This window comes from Verrucosispora sp. NA02020 (assembly GCF_013364215.1).
In the GTDB taxonomy this organism is placed as follows: Bacteria; Actinomycetota; Actinomycetes; order Mycobacteriales; family Micromonosporaceae; genus Micromonospora.
Genome location: NZ_CP054923.1, coordinates 4,687,822 through 4,703,487 on the forward strand (window position 1 = coordinate 4,687,822; position 15,666 = coordinate 4,703,487).

At 72.0% G+C, this 15,666-nt stretch carries 14 protein-coding genes and 1 riboswitch; of the genes, 5 read left to right on the forward strand and 9 right to left on the reverse strand.

All coding sequences use genetic code 11. The features are described 5' to 3' along the window. Positions 1-36: 36 nt before the first annotated feature. A complete protein-coding gene (gene lon, locus HUT12_RS20455) occupies positions 37-2,373 on the reverse strand; it encodes an endopeptidase La (protein WP_176094394.1) in 2,337 nt (778 codons plus the stop codon). 261 nt (positions 2,374-2,634) lie between these two features. Between lon and HUT12_RS20460 the strand changes: the two genes are divergently transcribed. Beyond that, positions 2,635-2,979 carry an Lsr2 family protein gene (locus tag HUT12_RS20460; protein WP_131056354.1) on the forward strand — a complete coding sequence of 115 codons (345 nt, stop codon included), beginning with the start codon at positions 2,635-2,637 and terminating at the stop codon, positions 2,977-2,979. A gap of 72 nt (positions 2,980-3,051) precedes the next feature. Here the strand turns inward: HUT12_RS20460 and HUT12_RS20465 are convergent, their stop codons facing one another. Together HUT12_RS20465 and HUT12_RS20470 are read right to left on the reverse strand one after the other, a co-directional pair. Then, complete coding sequence (locus HUT12_RS20465; RefSeq protein WP_176094395.1) at positions 3,052-4,329, reverse strand: hypothetical protein; 1,278 nt, start codon at positions 4,327-4,329, stop codon at positions 3,052-3,054. A gap of 265 nt (positions 4,330-4,594) precedes the next feature. Next, the gene (locus HUT12_RS20470; protein ID WP_131056358.1) at positions 4,595-5,449 is read right to left on the reverse strand and encodes a DUF2726 domain-containing protein; all 855 of its coding nucleotides are present in this window, start codon (positions 5,447-5,449) and stop codon (positions 4,595-4,597) included. Between the two features lie 132 nt (positions 5,450-5,581). Between HUT12_RS20470 and HUT12_RS20475 the strand changes: the two genes are divergently transcribed. From HUT12_RS20475 to HUT12_RS20485, 3 genes are all read left to right on the forward strand, one after another. Further along, positions 5,582-6,355, forward strand: a complete 774-nt coding sequence (locus HUT12_RS20475) for a helical backbone metal receptor (RefSeq protein WP_176094396.1) — start codon at positions 5,582-5,584, stop codon at positions 6,353-6,355. 77 nt (positions 6,356-6,432) lie between these two features. Then, on the forward strand, positions 6,433-6,993 hold the full coding sequence (locus tag HUT12_RS20480) for a DoxX family membrane protein (RefSeq protein WP_131056362.1): 561 nt from the start codon (positions 6,433-6,435) through the stop codon (positions 6,991-6,993). Between the two features lie 165 nt (positions 6,994-7,158). Further along, the gene (locus tag HUT12_RS20485) at positions 7,159-7,539 is read left to right on the forward strand and encodes an FKBP-type peptidyl-prolyl cis-trans isomerase (protein WP_176094397.1); all 381 of its coding nucleotides are present in this window, start codon (positions 7,159-7,161) and stop codon (positions 7,537-7,539) included. A 102-nt stretch (positions 7,540-7,641) separates the two neighbouring features. Here the strand turns inward: HUT12_RS20485 and HUT12_RS20490 are convergent, their stop codons facing one another. From HUT12_RS20490 to pdhA, 5 genes are all read right to left on the reverse strand, one after another. Next, positions 7,642-7,992, reverse strand: coding sequence for an STAS domain-containing protein (locus tag HUT12_RS20490; protein ID WP_131057440.1), 351 nt, complete (start codon positions 7,990-7,992; stop codon positions 7,642-7,644). 181 nt (positions 7,993-8,173) lie between these two features. Then, on the reverse strand, positions 8,174-9,439 hold the full coding sequence (locus HUT12_RS20495; protein ID WP_176094398.1) for an Ig-like domain-containing protein: 1,266 nt from the start codon (positions 9,437-9,439) through the stop codon (positions 8,174-8,176). A gap of 752 nt (positions 9,440-10,191) precedes the next feature. Continuing rightward, complete coding sequence (locus HUT12_RS20500; protein WP_176094399.1) at positions 10,192-11,616, reverse strand: dihydrolipoamide acetyltransferase family protein; 1,425 nt, start codon at positions 11,614-11,616, stop codon at positions 10,192-10,194. 76 nt (positions 11,617-11,692) lie between these two features. After that, positions 11,693-12,706: an alpha-ketoacid dehydrogenase subunit beta gene (locus HUT12_RS20505; protein WP_176094400.1), complete on the reverse strand. Its 1,014-nt coding sequence runs from the start codon at positions 12,704-12,706 to the stop codon at positions 11,693-11,695. Continuing rightward, on the reverse strand, positions 12,706-13,869 hold the full coding sequence (gene pdhA / locus HUT12_RS20510; protein WP_176094401.1) for a pyruvate dehydrogenase (acetyl-transferring) E1 component subunit alpha: 1,164 nt from the start codon (positions 13,867-13,869) through the stop codon (positions 12,706-12,708). The genes HUT12_RS20505 and pdhA overlap by 1 nt, the downstream gene beginning before the upstream one ends. A 176-nt stretch (positions 13,870-14,045) precedes the next feature. Here pdhA and HUT12_RS20515 point away from each other — a divergent pair, with 176 nt between their 5' ends. Beyond that, on the forward strand, positions 14,046-14,480 hold the full coding sequence (locus HUT12_RS20515) for an Lrp/AsnC family transcriptional regulator (RefSeq protein ID WP_236145821.1): 435 nt from the start codon (positions 14,046-14,048) through the stop codon (positions 14,478-14,480). 7 nt (positions 14,481-14,487) lie between these two features. Here HUT12_RS20515 and HUT12_RS20520 read toward each other — a convergent pair whose 3' ends face one another. Next, positions 14,488-15,459, reverse strand: a complete 972-nt coding sequence (locus tag HUT12_RS20520) for a DNA polymerase domain-containing protein (RefSeq protein WP_176094402.1) — start codon at positions 15,457-15,459, stop codon at positions 14,488-14,490. Between the two features lie 108 nt (positions 15,460-15,567). Next, positions 15,568-15,657, forward strand: a riboswitch (ZMP/ZTP riboswitch). Positions 15,658-15,666: the final 9 nt, after the last annotated feature.

Here is a 15,666-nt window from a genome sequence, read left to right on the forward strand (position 1 = left end):
CCTCAGGCGTTAATAAGGTGCCCTTCCTTGCATCCGTCAGGCGGCGGTGAGGCTCTGGCCGCCCAGCGAGGCCGGGTCGATCTCGGCCGGGCGCAGCGCCAGGGCGAGCACGTCGGCGACATCGGCGAGCGGGTGTACGGTCAGCGCCTCGCGGACCTCGGTGGGCAGGTCGTCGAGGTCCGGCTCGTTCCGGGCCGGAATGATCACCTCGGTCAGACCGGCCCGGTGCGCGGCCAGCAGCTTCTGCTTCACCCCGCCGATGGGCAGCACCCGGCCGGAGAGTGTCACCTCGCCGGTCATCCCGAACTCGGGGCGTACCGGCCGGCCGCTGGCCAGCGACGCCAGCGCGGTGACCATGGTGATGCCGGCGCTGGGGCCGTCCTTGGGCACCGCACCCGCCGGGACGTGCAGGTGGATCCGCCGTCCGGCGAGGGCGTTCGGGTCCAGGCCGAGCCGGCGGCCGTTGGCGCGCAGGTAGGAAAGGGCGATGTGCGCCGACTCCTTCATCACGTCGCCGAGTTGGCCGGTCAGGGTCAGGCCCGGCTCACCCTCCATGCTGGTGGCCTCGATGAACAGCACGTCGCCGCCGGCACCGGTGACCGCCAGGCCGGTGGCCACGCCGGGCACCGCCGTCCGCTCCGCCGACTCCGGCGTGTGCTTGGGCCGGCCGAGGTAGCGGGTCAGGTCGTCGGCGCCGACGCGGACCGGCGTCGGGTCGTCGGTGAGGGCCACCGCGACCTTCCGCATGACCTTCGCCAGGGCCCGCTCCAGTTGCCGTACGCCGGCCTCCCGGGTGTACTCCCCCGCGATGCGGGCCAGTGCCGGGGCGTCGAGGTCGACCTCGTCGGCGGTCAGCCCGGCCCGTTCCCGCTGCCGGGGCAGCAGGTGGTCCCGGGCGATGGCCACCTTCTCGTCCTCGGTGTAGCCGTCCAGGGTGACCAGTTCCATCCGGTCCAGCAGCGGGCCGGGGATGGCCTCCACCACGTTGGCCGTGGCGAGGAAGAGCACGTCGGACAGGTCGAGGTCGACTTCCAGGTAGTGGTCCCGGAAGGTGTGGTTCTGGGCCGGGTCGAGCACCTCCAGCAGGGCGGCGGCCGGGTCACCGGCGTACCCGACGGAGAGTTTGTCGACCTCGTCGAGCAGCACCACCGGGTTCATCGAGCCGGCCTCGCGCAGGGCCCGCACGATCCGGCCGGGCAGCGCGCCGACGTAGGTGCGCCGGTGGCCCCGGATCTCGGCCTCGTCGCGTACGCCGCCGAGGGAGACCCGGACGAATCTGCGCCCGAGCGCCCGGGCGACGGACTCGCCGAGGCTGGTCTTGCCGACGCCGGGCGGGCCCGTCAGGGCGAGCACCGCGCCGGAGCCGCGCCCGCCGACCACACCGAGGTTGCGGTCGGCCCGGCGGTTGCGCACCGCCAGGTACTCCAGGATGCGGTCCTTGACGTCGGCCAGGCCGGCGTGGTCGGCGTCGAGCACGGCCCGCGCCGCGGCCAGGTCGGTGTTGTCCTCGGTACGCGTGCTCCACGGCATCTCCAGCACCGTGTCGAGCCAGGTACGGATCCAGCCCGCCTCCGGGGAGGCGTCACTGGCCCGCTCCAGCTTGCCGACCTCGCGCAGTGCCGCCTCGCGTACCTTCTCGGGCAGGTCGGCGGCCTCGACACGGGACCGGTAGTCGGCGGAGCCGTCCGGGGCGTCCTCGCCGAGTTCCTTGCGGATCGCGGCGAGCTGCTGGCGCAGCAGGAACTCCCGCTGCGACTTCTCCAGCCCCTCGCGGACGTCGGAGTTGATCTGCTCGGTGACCTCCTGCTCGGCGAGGTGTTCCTTGACCCAGCCGACGAGCAGTTCCAGCCGGGCGGTGACGTCCGGCGCGGCGAGCAGTTCGGTCTTCTGCGCCAGGGTGAGCCAGGGCGCGTAGCCGGCCGAGTCGGCCAGTTCGGAGAGGTCGGTCATCCGCTCCATCGCGTCGATGACCTGCCATGCGCCGCGCTGCTGGAGCACGGAGGTCACCAGGGCGCGGTACTCGCGCGCCAGTTCCCGTGCCTTGCCGGCGGGGGTGGGTTCGTCGATCTCGGTCGCCTCGACCCAGAGCGCCGCGCCGGGTCCGGGCACCCCGGAGCCGATGCGGGCGCGGGCGAGGCCGCGGACGACGGCGGCAGGCTCACCGCTGGGCAGCCGACCCACCTTCTCGATGGTGGCGATCGCGCCGACGGAGCCGTACTCGCCGTCGAGGCGGGGCACGGCGAGCAGCCTGCGGTCGCCGGTGGCGCGGGCCGCGTCGACCGCGGCCTGGGTGGTCGGGTCGAGGGTCACCGGGATGACCATGCCGGGCAGCAGTACCGCGTCGGTCAGTGGAAGTACCGGAAGAGTTGCCATCGAACACCTGCTATCGCATTGAGTTGAGCGTGTCTGACTCAAGTCGACGCGGGTCGGCGTTGTTCCACGGTGTGACCCAGCACACGAACCGGCCTCGATCGGGTGCGGCACCGACACATCCGTACCGACGAACACCGGGTAATCGGGATTTACGCGCGGCGCAAAACGCGAGACGCGGCGGACAGGGGCTTTTGTTGCGCAATTGCGGGGCGATGAGTCAAACTTTGACCACACCCCGCCAGACACAGGGAGTAATCGACGATGGCGAGAAAAGTAATCACGGTGCTGACTGACGACCTCGACGGCGGAAAGGCCGATCGCACGGTCGAGTTCAGCCTGGATGGCGTGAGCTACACCATCGACGTCTCCGACGAGAACGCGGGAGTCCTGCGTAAGGCGCTGGATCCGTTTATCAATGCGGGCCGACGGCTCGGACGCGGCAGCGCCGACACCGGTCGCGGACCGCGTCGCGTCACCGCGGCGGCACCCGGAATGAACCGCGAGCAGAACCGCGCGATCCGGGAATGGGCAGTCGGCAACGGCTACAAGATTTCCGAGCGGGGTCGTATCCCGGTCGAGGTCGTCGAGGCGTACAAGAACCGCTGAACAGCGGCGTCGCCCCACAACGACGCGGGCCGTCCGGAACCTGGTTCCGGACGGCCCGCGTGTTGTTCCGGGTCAGTTGACCTGGATCCGCACCGCGTCGAAGGCGGGGGTCTGGTTGGCCCGCTCCGACATCGGGATACGGTGCGAGCCGTCGCCGGCCCAGACCGCGCACTGTGCGGTGCCGGACTCGGGCAGGCCCGGGATCTGGATGACCACGCTGTCCGGCTGGCTACCGCCGCCGCCGTCCTCGGTGGCCACGAAGAAGGCCGGTACCGGATCCGCCGCCGGCGCCTCGTTCGTGTTGTTCAGCATCCGGCAGGCGGTGTGGAAGTGGCCACGGGTCAGGCCCTCACCGTTGAGCAGCGAGCTCTCCAGGTAGTAGCCACCCTGACCGGCCGGGAGGAAGCGGTCCCGGACCAGGTTGCGGGTGCTGACCCGCAGGGCGAAGCCCTCGTTGCGGTTGATCTGCTGCGGGAACTCGGTGATCAGCAGCGACGGGTTGTTCGCGGCGGAGCCGACCTCACCGAAGGCGGTGCTGATGCAGCGGTTGCCGTTCTGGAAGCCGTCGTGCGGCTGGAGCTGGCTGTTGTTGCAGTTGTTGGCCAGCACGTCGAGGCCGTTGTTGCCTCCGCCGTTGTTGCCGCCGTTGTTGTTGCCCCCGCCGTTGTTCCCACCGTTGTTGGGGTTGTTGCCGCCGTTGTTCCCACCGTTGTTGTTGTTCACCGGCTGCACCTGGCAGGCGGCCAGACCGGCGAGGCCACGCGGCCGGGGGCCGAAGCGGTCGATGGAGATGGTGATTCGGTCGAGCGTGGCCCGCCGCTTGCTGGCCAGCGGGTCGAGGATCGCGTTGCGGATGAACGCCTGGCCCTTGTTGCCCTCGGCGGCCAGGCGCTGGTCGGCCTCGGTGATCTGGGTCTGGAGCAGGGCCAGGTTGCGGTCCACCTCGGCGCGGGCCCGGTCGGGCACCTGCGGCAGGCGGCTCACCACGTCGGGACAGGCCACGGCGAAGGAACCGGCGGGGGTCGCGCCACCGTTGCCGCTGCGGGTCTCCTGGCACTCCTCCACGGACTGCTGCCCGTCACCCCAGTGGTTGGTCACCCACCGGCCGTTCTGGAAGGTACGGGTGGTGGTGGCGCCACGGGCGGTCGGCGCGGTCGCACCCGGGCTGGGCTCGACACACTCGGCCGAGATCGGGCGGGTCTGCTGCTTGTTCGGCCGTCGGTCACCGGCCGACGAGATCTGGGTAACGGCAACGACGCCACCGAAGACGGCGAGCGTGGCACCAACGGCCAGAAGTCGTTTGGTCCGCGTGTTACCTGAGGGTCTGCGTGACCGGGTGGACCTGCGCATCGAATTGCTCTCCTTCTCGATCCGGTACCTGACGCGTGACTCGACGGACCGAACGGAATCGTGGTGGCGCGTTCGACGGAGGCCGTTCGAACGCACCGGTGGTACGTCGACAGACGACGATGCCCTTTCCGCACCGCCTCCCGCGCCCCCGGCGCGGGTTGGGAGATCCTGTCCATTCCCGGTGAGGTACGGCCCCGCCGTGGCGGGAGTTCAAAAGAAGGTGGACTTTTTTTCGACGACCCGGGCCGTACGGCTCCTGGGCAGGTCAGACCTGGTGCAGATGGTCGTAGGCGAAACCGTCCACGAGTTCGTCGCGGCGCTGCCCGAGTCGCCGGATGTCGTCGAGCAGATCGGTGCGATCCACCACGGCGGGACTTTCGTTCTCCAGGGTGCGCAGACGCTCACCGACAGCGAGCGCGGACAGATCCTCGGCCAGTCGTGCGGGATCGACACCACAGGAGAATCGGTGCGTCCGCAGAATGACTCGCTCCACCAGGAACGCGCCGGGCCGCACCTCGACCCAACTCCACCCCTCGACCGGGCCGTCGGCCCAGCGCACGTGCAACCCGCGCAGGATCGGATCCGCCAGTCGCCGCGACACGTACGCCTCGACCGCCTCGGCCCGGGCGAGCGCGCCGAGGTCGTTGACCGCGCCGGTGCGCCCGTCCGGCAGCCGGCCGACGATGTCGCGGAACCCGACGGCGGGTACGTCCGACCCGGCGGCGCCGTCGGCGTACCGGCGGGCGTCGATCACGTAGCCGACGATGCCCGGACCGTGGTCGACGGCGCGCAGGGTGACCGAGCCGATCCGCAGCAGCGGCAGGCCGACGCTGGCGGTGACCGCCTCGACGATCCGGTCCACCCGCCGGGCGGCGGCGTCCGGCGCGGGCTCCCGGAACTCGACGGCGAACTGCGGCAGGCCGGTGTCGTCCGCGCAGACCACGTGGTCGAGCACCACCCGCGCGGCGGTGTTCCACTGGCTGCCGGTGAGCCCCGGCGGCCGGCGCCGGATCACGTCACCCAGACGCGGGGCGGCGTGCACCCGTTGTCCCGCGCGGGCCAGCACAGGCGTACGCCCACCGGCCGGAACCGTCGACAGCCACGCGTCGCCACCGGTCATCGTCGTATCCACCCAATCCTGCCGCCGACCGACCGAGTCTAGGATGACGATCATGCCGGGCGGCTCCCCCGGTGGGCCCGCGATGACCGCCACGACGGTGACCGACCGCGCCCGAGCCGAGGAGGTGGACGGATGCGGGTGGTGTCCCTGGTGCCCTCGCTGACCGAGGCGGTGGCGGTGACCCTGCCGGGTCTGCTGGTCGGAGCCACCGACTGGTGCACCGCTCCGGCCGATCTGGACGTGCCCCGGGTGGGCGGCAGCAAGTACCCCGACCTGGACCGGGTGCGCGCGTTGCGGCCGGACCTGGTGCTGCTCAACGTCGAGGAGAACCGGCGCGAGGACGCCGAGGCGCTGTCCGCCGCCGGGGTGCCGGTCCGGGTCACCTACCCACGCACCGTGGACGCCGCCCTGACCGAGCTCGCCGACCTGCTGCGTGACCTGGGCGCGTCGGGGGAACCCGAGTGGTTGACGGCGGCGCGACGGGCCTGGGCCGACCTTCCGACTCCGTCGGTGCGGCACCGTGCGGTGGTGCCGGTCTGGCGGCGCCCCTGGGTGGTGCTCGGCGCCGACACCTTCGCCGGTGACGTGCTCCGCCGGCTGGGCGTGACCAACCTCTACGCCGGGCACCCGGAACGGTATCCGCGACCGTCCCTGGACGAACTGCGCGCCACCGGACCCGACCTGGTGGTGCTGCCGGACGAGCCGTACCGGTTCACCGCCGACGACGGGCCGGAGGCATTTCCGGGCGTACCGTGTGCTCTGCTCTCCGGTCGGCACCTGACCTGGTACGGCCCGTCGCTGGCCGAGGCCCCGTCGGTGCTGGCCGCTCAACTGGCGGACCCGGTCCGACGGCCCGGACCGGAAGGGGTCGAAGGTCCCGTCCGGTCCGGGCCCGGTCGGCCCTGACCGCACCCGGTCCCACCGGCGTCCAATGGAGGTGTCACCGGGACAGCGGTGCGAAGCAGAGAAGGGACGTGGACATCATGACCGCGATGACCGAGCGGAACACCGCCGCCAGGACCCCGGGCGCCGAGACCGTTCGGGAGCAGGTCGACCGGAGGCGGGTCACCCGCCACCTGCTCGCCGGGCTGCGGCTGGCACTCGGCTGGATCTTCCTCTGGGCGTTCGTGGACAAGCTGTTCGGCCTGGGGTTCGCCACCGAGGGCGAGAACGCCTGGATCAACGGCGGCAGCCCCACCAAGGGCTTCCTCAGCTTCGGCGTCACCGGTCCGTTCGAGGGCTTCTACCAGAGCATGGCCGGGGCGGTCTGGGCCGACTGGCTGTTCATGATCGGTCTGGCCGCGATCGGCACCGCCCTGATCCTCGGCATCGGGGTGCGCGTCGCCGCCGTCGCCGGTGGCCTGCTACTGGTGATGATGTGGACTGCGGCCCTGCTGCCCGCGAACAACCCCTTCATGGACGACCACCTGGTCTACGCCGGGGTGCTGGCGCTGCTCGCGGTGACCAACGCCGGTGACACCTGGGGCCTCGGCCGCACCTGGGCCCGGCTGCCGATCGTCCAGCGCTTCGCCTGGCTCCGCTGACCTGTCACCTCCCTCCCCACACGGCGGGCGTCACCCCTGCGGGTGCCGCCCGCCGCCACGACGGCCCGGGTGCTCCCGGGCCGTCGTGGCGCGTGCGACGGGCACCGCTGGCGTAGCATCCGGCAGGATTGTGCTGACCAGAACCGACGTCACAGGAGAATCCGCATGAACCAGGCAGCGAGCAAGCCCGAGATCGGTCCGATCGAGGGTGCCCCGCCCGCCGACCTCGTGATCGAGGACATCACCGTGGGCGACGGCCCCGAGGCCCAGCCCGGCCAGCGTGCCCGCGTCCACTACGTCGGGGTCTCGCACTCCACCGGCGCCGAGTTCGACGCCTCCTGGAACCGGGGGGACGCCTTCGAGTTCCCGCTCGGCGGTGGCCGGGTCATCGCCGGCTGGGACCAGGGCGTGGTCGGGATGCGGGTCGGTGGGCGGCGCAAGCTGACCATCCCGCCGCACCTGGGCTACGGCAGCCAGGGCGCCGGTGGCGTCATCAAGCCCAACGAGACCCTGGTCTTCGTGGTCGACCTGCTCGGCGTCCGCTGAGCGCCGCGTCCGGCGCCGGCCCCCGTACCCGGCGCCGGACGCGCGGTCGGCGTCGCACGCCGACCACCGCACGCCCCGGCGGGCGAACCCGCCGTCGCGGCGTCACACGCCGGCCAGCACCCGCTCGGAGCACGAGCCGACGACCGGGATGACCCGGCGCAGGCCGGTGGCACGCAGCACCCGCTCCACCACCGGCGGCGGGTCCGTCAGCACCAGTTGGCCGCCCTGGGCGCGCACCCAGAGCCGGGCCGCGATCAGCGTGCGCACCCCGGCGGCGGAGAGCACCCGCACCTCGGAGAGATCCACCCGCAGCTCCGGCCGGGCCGGTGCAGCCCAGAGGGCCGCGCGGAACGCCGCGACGGTGGCGATGTCGACGGCACCGACCACGCGGACGCACACCGCGTCGTCGAAGACCGTCGTCTCCACGTGGAACCGCTCCTCGCGCTCTGGCATGAGAAGAACCTATCCCCCACCACCGACACTCACACCCTGCGTAAAGGCGGTTCCGGGTAAGCCCAGGGCATGACCCGCAGGCCCGGTGCATCCACCCTAGGGACGATCCCGGGCACCACCCTCCGCCCGCCCACGACGGGAACACCGGGCCGGTGACGACCCGGCGCCCGACGTCGGTGTGTCACCCGCCGCTCGCCGAGGGCTGCGGCTCCGGCGAGCCACCGCCGGCCACCGCGCCCGGGTCCGCCGACGCGGTCGGTGCCGGCTTCAGCCCGGCGGGTACGGGCAGCGCACTGCCCTCGGCGAACCGGTCCCAGTCGACGTTCCACGCCGTCCAGCCGTTGCCCTCGCCGAGTTCGACCTCGGTGCCCTTGACGGTGACCAGGTCACCGACCTGGGTGACGCCCATCAGCCAGTCGGCGTTGGCCGCGGAGAGGTTGGTGCACCCGTGCGACACGTTGGTGTACCCCTGATCCCCCTCCGACCAGGGCGCACCGTGGATGAACTCGCCGCCCCAGGTCAACCGCTGCGCGTCCTCGACGTCGACGACGTACGGGTCGGCCGAGCCCGTGGTGTCGAACGTGGTGAAGTCGTGCTTCTCCATGATCACCATTTTGCCGCTGGAGGTCGGGGTGCTCGGCTTGCCGAGGCTGACCGGGAGCTTGCGCAGCAGCTTCCCGTCCCGGATCACCGACATCTGCTTGGTCGCGTTGTCGATCTCCAACGCCGTCTGCCGGCCGATCTTCGACGTGGCCCGCCGGTCGGCGTCGCCGACGTTCTCCTTGCCGATCGGCAGACCCTCCAGCGCGGCACGAACGTTGATGGACGTGCCGGGTCGCCAGAAATCGGGCGCCCGATAATAGACCTGACTCCCGTCGGACACCCAGGACCAGGTGCCCGGCTGCGGCGGATCGGTCTTCACGAACAAACGACGTTGCACATCCGCCCTGGCTTCTTTCGGAATGGGCGGGTCGAACGCGACGGTTACCGGCATGGCCGTGCCGTACGTCCGATTACCGGCGAAATAGAGCGTACTGGTGATCGCCGGTTTGGACGATTTCGGTTGCGTCGTGAAGGTCGTCTTCCGAGTGACCGTCTGCCCCTTCTCGCCGGTCACCGTGACCTCGGCGGTGTAGGTCCGCTTGGGCTGCAACACCTCGGCCGGCACCCACCCGGTGCCGTCCTCGCGCGGCTCGGCCTCGACCTTTCCGCCCTTGTCGTCGGTGATCCGCACATCGGTGACCCGCCCGTGCTTGACCGCGGTGCCGATCTCCCCGCTGATCGGCACGTCCCGCGCGCCCTCGGCGGGCGTCACGGCGAGTTCCGGAGCCGCCTGCCGACCCTCACCGGGTCCGGCGGTCCTCCGATCACCCGTGCACGCGCCCAGCGCCAGCGGCGCCGCTGCGACGGCCACCGTCAACAGCGCCAATCGCCCCCTCAGGTTCATGATGCGTCCCCCCGTTTATTTCTCGCCCTCCGCCACATTCTCGCCGTCTACCCACCAGCGACTCAGCAATTCTGCGAAACCGCGCGCCAATACCGGGTGGACATTTTTGCGCTATTGCGCCGGACCAGGCCGGGAAATGCCCGACCGTGATATCCCGACCGTTAGTCGGCGACCTGCGTCCATTGTCCGCGCACCCGCCGGTCCACGACGCTTCGCCCGGTCTCGGGCGTACGGCCACCCGTGGACCCGGCGTCCCTTCAGCCGCCGAGCCCCCGCCCCGACCTACCCACGCCCACGCCCACGCCCACGCCCACGCCGGAACATGGTTGATCAAGGAGTTTTGGTCCGAATCCGCCGCCCACCCAGACCAAAACTCCTTGATCAAAGGGGCGATCTTGGGAAGCGGCCTTGGGGGCGCCGCGCGTGGTCGGGCGCGACTCTTCGTGCGTGTGGTCGGTGGTCGGCCAGAGAACTGCAAGCTGCGAGACACCTGGACGGGTCGGACAGGACAGGCATCGACCGCATGGCGACCTTACGGCCAGCAGGAGGTGAAGTTGTCCACGCCCACGCCGATCATGGACGTCTGGTTCCCGTCCGCGCCGATCATGCCGCCTGCGCCGATCATGGAGTTGTGGCCGGATATTCGACCTCTATATGCCGTTATGCACTGTACACAACTCCATGATCGACGCCTGGGGGGCGGGCGGCGCGGGCCGGGGGCGCAGGCCGGGCGGGGCGGGGGCGGACGGGGCTCAGACGGCGGCGATCAGCAGGGCGGGCTGCTCGACGCAGTCGGCGACGTGCCGCAGGAAGCCACCGGCGACTCCCCCGTCGCAGACCCGGTGGTCGAAGGTGAGGCTGAGCTGCGTCACCTTGCGCACCGCCAGCTCTCCCTCCACCACCCAGGGCTTGTCCACGATGCGGCCCACTCCGAGCAGCGCCGCCTCCGGGTGGTTGATGATCGGGGTGGAACCGTCGACACCGAACACCCCGTAGTTGTTGAGCGTGAACGTGCCCCCGGTGAGCCGGGCCGGTGGCAGCTCACCCGCCCGCGCCGCGGTGGTGGTCGCGGCCAGCTCGGCGGCCAGCTCGGCGGTGGTGAGCCGGTCGGCGTCGCGCAGCACCGGCACCAGCAGGCCACGATCGGTCTGGGCGGCGATGCCCAGATGCACGGCGGCGGACTGGACGATCCGCTGCCCCTCGGTGTCCACCCGGGCGTTGAGCTGCGGGTACCGGCGTAGCCCGGACAGGCAGATCCGGGCCAGCAGCGCCAGGATGCTCACCGGCTGGTCCGGTCGGGCGGCGTTGATCGCGGCCCGGGTACCCAGCAGCCCGGTGGCGTCCACGTCGACCCAGATGGTCACCTCCGGGATCTCCCGCCGGCTGCGGGAGAGCTTGTCGGCGATCACCCGGCGGATGCCGGTCAACGGGATCACCTGGTCCCGTTGGTCGGCCGGAGCGAGTCCGACATGCGCCGGGGTCCCGGCCGGCAGGTCCGGCGTCGCGGGGCCGGTCGCGGGCGGAAGGCCCCGCGTCGTAAGGCCCGGCGCGGGCGTACCCGTGACCGAACGGTCCGTCGCGTACGCGTCGGCCGCCGCCTCCACGTCGGCGCGGCGGACCACTCCGCCGGGTCCGGTGCCCCGCAGGGTGGCCAGGTCGACGCCGTGCGCACGGGCCAGCCGCCGCACGATCGGCGAGATGACCAGTGCCGGCGTCGCGGACGGATCCGCGCCGACCGCCGACGGGGTCGGCGCGGCCGGAGCAAGGCTCGGGGCGGTGACCGGCGCGGTCGGGGCGAGGCGGGGACGCCGACGGCGGCGGGTGGCACCGTGCCCGGTGCCGTACCCGATCAGCACGTTGCCCGAGCCGGCCCGCTCCTCCTCGCGGTAGACCGCGTGCCCGGCGGGCTCGGTCGCGCCGGCGGCACCGTCGGTGACCGGCGCGGCCACCGTGATCAACGGCTGGCCGACCGGACGCACCTCGCCCTCCGCGCCGTGCAGGGCCACCACCCGGCCGGCGTACGGGCAGGGCACGTCCACGACCGCCTTGGCGGTCTCCACCTCGACCACGGTCTGGTCCACGGTGACCACGTCACCCACCGCGACCCGCCACTGCACGATCTCCGCCTCGGCGAGCCCCTCACCGAGGTCAGGAAGGAAGAAGACTTGCTCGCTCATGCCGGCACTCCGCTCCGCTGCGTGCCGCCATGAGACTCCACCGCACCGCACCCGATGACTCGCTCGCTCCGCTCGCTCATGCCGGCACCTCGGCGAGCCAGCGGGAGTCCGGCTGGTCGTCCCACTGGAGGCGGGCCACCGCGTCCAGCACCCGGTCGACCGAGGGCAGGTGGGTGTGCTCCAGCATCGGCGCCGGGTACGGGATGTCCAGCCCGGAGACCCGCAGCACCGGCGCGTGCAGCGCGTGGAAGCAGCGTTCCTGCACCCGGGCGGCGATCTCCGCGCCGACTCCGGCGAAACCCTGTGCCTCCTGCACCACCACGCAGCGGCCGGTACGCCGGACCGAGTCGGCGATCGTGGCGTCGTCGAACGGCACGATGGTGCGTACGTCGACGACCTCCAGGTCCCAGCCCTCCTCGCGGGCGGCCTCGGCGGCCTCCAGCGCGACCGGCACCGCCGGCCCGTACGCGACCAGGGTGGCGTCCCGGCCAGGCCGACGGACCACCGCCCGGCCGAACGGAGCGGTCCGCGTCGGCAGGTCCGCCTCGGCGCTGGTGAAGTAGAGCTTCTTCGGCTCCATGAACACCACCGGGTCGGGGTCGTCGATCGCCTCCCGCAGCAGCGAGTACGCGTCGTCGACGGTCGCCGGGGTGACCACCTTCAGGCCCGGGGTGTGCGCGTAGTACGCCTCGGACGAGTCGCAGTGGTGCTCCACGCCGCCGATGCCACCCGCGTACGGCACACGGATCACCATCGGCACGCTCAGCGCGCCCCGGGTGCGGTTGCGCAGCTTCGCCACGTGCGAGGCGATCTGCTCGAACGCCGGGTACGCGAACGCGTCGAACTGCATCTCCACCACCGGACGCAGCCCGGACATCGCCAGTCCGACCGCGAAGCCGACGATGCCGGCCTCGGCCAGCGGGGTGTCGAAGCAGCGCTTGTCGCCGAAGCGGGCCTGTAGTCCGTCGGTGATCCGGAAGACGCCACCGAGTTGCCCGACGTCCTCGCCGAAGACGACGACCCGATCGTCCTCCAGCAGCGCGTCGGCGAGCGCCGCGTTGAGCGCCTTCGCCATGGTCATGGTGGCCATCAGGCGTCCTCCTCCTGCGCGGCGAGCTCGGCGCGGACCTGGTCGCGCTGTTCGACGAGCTGCGGGGTGGGCTGCGCGTAGACGTGGTCGAAGAGGGTGAGCGGGTCGACGGTGGGTTCGGCGTTCATCCGCTCGCGCAGCCCCGCCGCGTACTCCTCGGCCTCCTGCGCGACGGCGGCGACGGCGTCGTCGTCGAGGGCCTCACGGGAGCGCAGGTACGCCTCCAGCCGGGCCACCGGGTCGCGGTCCCGCCACGCCTCCACCTCGTCGGCGTCGCGGTAGCGCGTCGCGTCGTCGGCGTTGGTGTGCGGCTCCATCCGGTAGGTGTGCGCCTCGACCAGGAACGGCCCCTTGCCGGCGCGGGCGTGCGCCACCGCCTTCTCCAGCACGGCGAGCACGGCCACCGGGTCGTTGCCGTCGACCTGCTCGCTCGGCACGCCGTACCCGACGCCCTTGTAGGCCAGTGACGGGGCCGCGGTCTGGCGGGACAGCGGCACGCTGATCGCGTACCGGTTGTTCTGCACGAAGTAGACCACCGGGGCCTTGAACACGGCGGCGAAGTTGACCCCCTCGTGGAAGTCGCCCTCGCTGGTCGCGCCGTCACCGACGTAGACCAGTGCCACCGTGTCCCGCCCCTGGTAGGTCTCGCCGTAGGCCAGGCCGGCGGCGTGCACGCACTGGGTGGCGAGCGGGGTGCACTGCGGCGCGGTGCGGCGCACGGCCGGGTCGTACCCGCAGTGCCAGTCGCCGCGCAGCAGGGTGAGGACCTCGACCGGGTCGATGCCCCGCGCGGTCAGCGCCATCGACTCGCGGTAGGTCGGGAAGACCCAGTCGTCCTCGCGCAGCGCGAGGACCCCGCCGACCTGGCACGCCTCCTGCCCTCGCGAGGACGGGTAGACCGCGAGGCGGCCCTGCTTGGTCAGTGCGGTGGCCTGCGCGTCGAACCGGCGGCCGACGACCATCCGGCGGTACATCTCGCGCAGTGTCGCCACGGGTGGCTCGGGATAGTCGGCCCGGGACGGCAGCAGGGTGCCGTCCGGATTGAGCAGCCGGACCGGATCGGCCTGGGGAAGCAGGGCAGCGGCCGGGTCGGGCGCGGTCGGGGTGGCCGACCGGCGCTTCCGCGGGGTTGCCCTGCGGGCCGCCTGAGGGGTGGTCGTCACGGCGGAACCTCCTGGACGTGTGGTGGACCTATGCTCCTTTGGTCGGATGATTGACTCAAGATGGCCGGTGAAGGCGGGATGTATGGCACTGATGGGAGGCTCGGGTGAGCCAGGAGACCGCTGACACAGTGCCCCTGCGGGGTGGCACGGGACGAACGGCACCAGGGTTGGACGAGGTGGACCGGCGGATCCTGGACGAACTGACCCGGGACGGGCGGATCTCCGTCCGGACGCTCGCCGAGCGGGTGCACGTGTCCCGCACCAACGCGTACGCGCGCATGGAGCGACTGCTGCGCGACGGGGTGGTCACCGGGTTCGCCGCCCGGGTCGCGCCGGAGCCGGCCGGGTTGGGCACCTCGGCGTACATCGCCCTGACCATCCAGCAGAACACCTGGCGGGAGGTGTCGGCGGAGCTGGCCCGGGTGCGCTACGTCGAGCACGTGGCGCTGCTCAGCGGCGAACACGACGTACTCGCCCTGGTCCGGGCACCGGACAACGCCACCCTGCGGGACGTGGTGCTGGACCGGGTCCAGCGCATCTCCGGGGTGCTGTCCACCCGGAGCTGGCTGGTCTTCGAGGAGTACGACGGCGTCCGCAGCCCGTGGGCCTGACCGCCGCTCAGCGTTCCGGCGGCGCGGCCAGCCCCTCCCGGTCGGCCAGCTCCAGCAGCGGGTCCAGCGAGAACCGTGGCCCGTCCAGACCGGCGTGCGGGTCGCCCCGCTCCGCGAACCGGGCGGGCATGGTGGTCACGTCGAAGTCCCCCGGCCGTACGTCGTCCAGCTCGGCCCAGTCCAGCGGGGCGGAGACCAGCGCCGCAGGCGTCGGCCGGATCGAGTACGCCGAGGTCATCGTGTGGTCCCGGGCCATCTGGTTGTAGTCGACGAAGACCGGTCGGTCCCGCTGGTCACGCCACCAGGTGGTGGTGACCAGGTCCGGCCGGCGCCGCCGCATCTCGCCGCCGAGCGCCAGCACCGCCCGACGGCAGTCGCCGAAGCTCCACCGGGGCTCGATCGGGACGTACACGTGCAGGCCGCGCCCGCCGGTGGTCTTCGGAAACCCGGTCAGGCCCAGCTCGTCGAGGAAGCCACGCACCTCGTGCGCCACCGGGACGACCTGGTCGAACCCCACCCCGGGCAGCGGGTCCAGGTCGATCCGGAGCTGGTCCGGCCGCTCGACGTCGGCCCGGTTCACCGGCCACGGGTGGAACCGCAGTGTGCCCAGGTTGACCGCCCAGATCACCACCGCCAGTTCCCCCGGCGCGACCTCGTCGGCGCTGCGCCCGCTGGGGAACGTGATGTGGGCGGTGCCCACCCAGTCGGGCGCGCCCGCCGGCACGCGCTTCTGATAGAAGGCGTCGCCCCGGTTGTCCTGCCGGGTGGCGATCGTCGCCCCCTCGAACACGCCGCGCGGCCAGCGTTCGAGCATGGTCGGCCGGTCCTTGAGCGCGCGCAGGATGCCGTCGCCGACGGCGAGGAAGTAGCGCACCACGTCGAGCTTGGTCAGCCCGCGCTCCGGGAAGTACGGCTTGTCCGGGCTGGAGACGCGCACCGTCCGCCGCCCCACCTGGATCTCCTCGGCCGAGGTCGCCATCTGCCGAGCGTACGACGCGTACGGCCGGCGCGGTGGCGACCTCGCGGGGCCGGTCGGGACGGGTCCGACCCGGTGTGCGCGGGGCCGGAGAGCCCACCCGCTAGGATCGGCGGGGGCCGTGACTGGCGCGTCGAGATGGAGCACCATCGGGAAGCGGCCCCGTCATGAGGACGCACGCCGAGCGCCTGGGCCTTCCGCACGTCACCA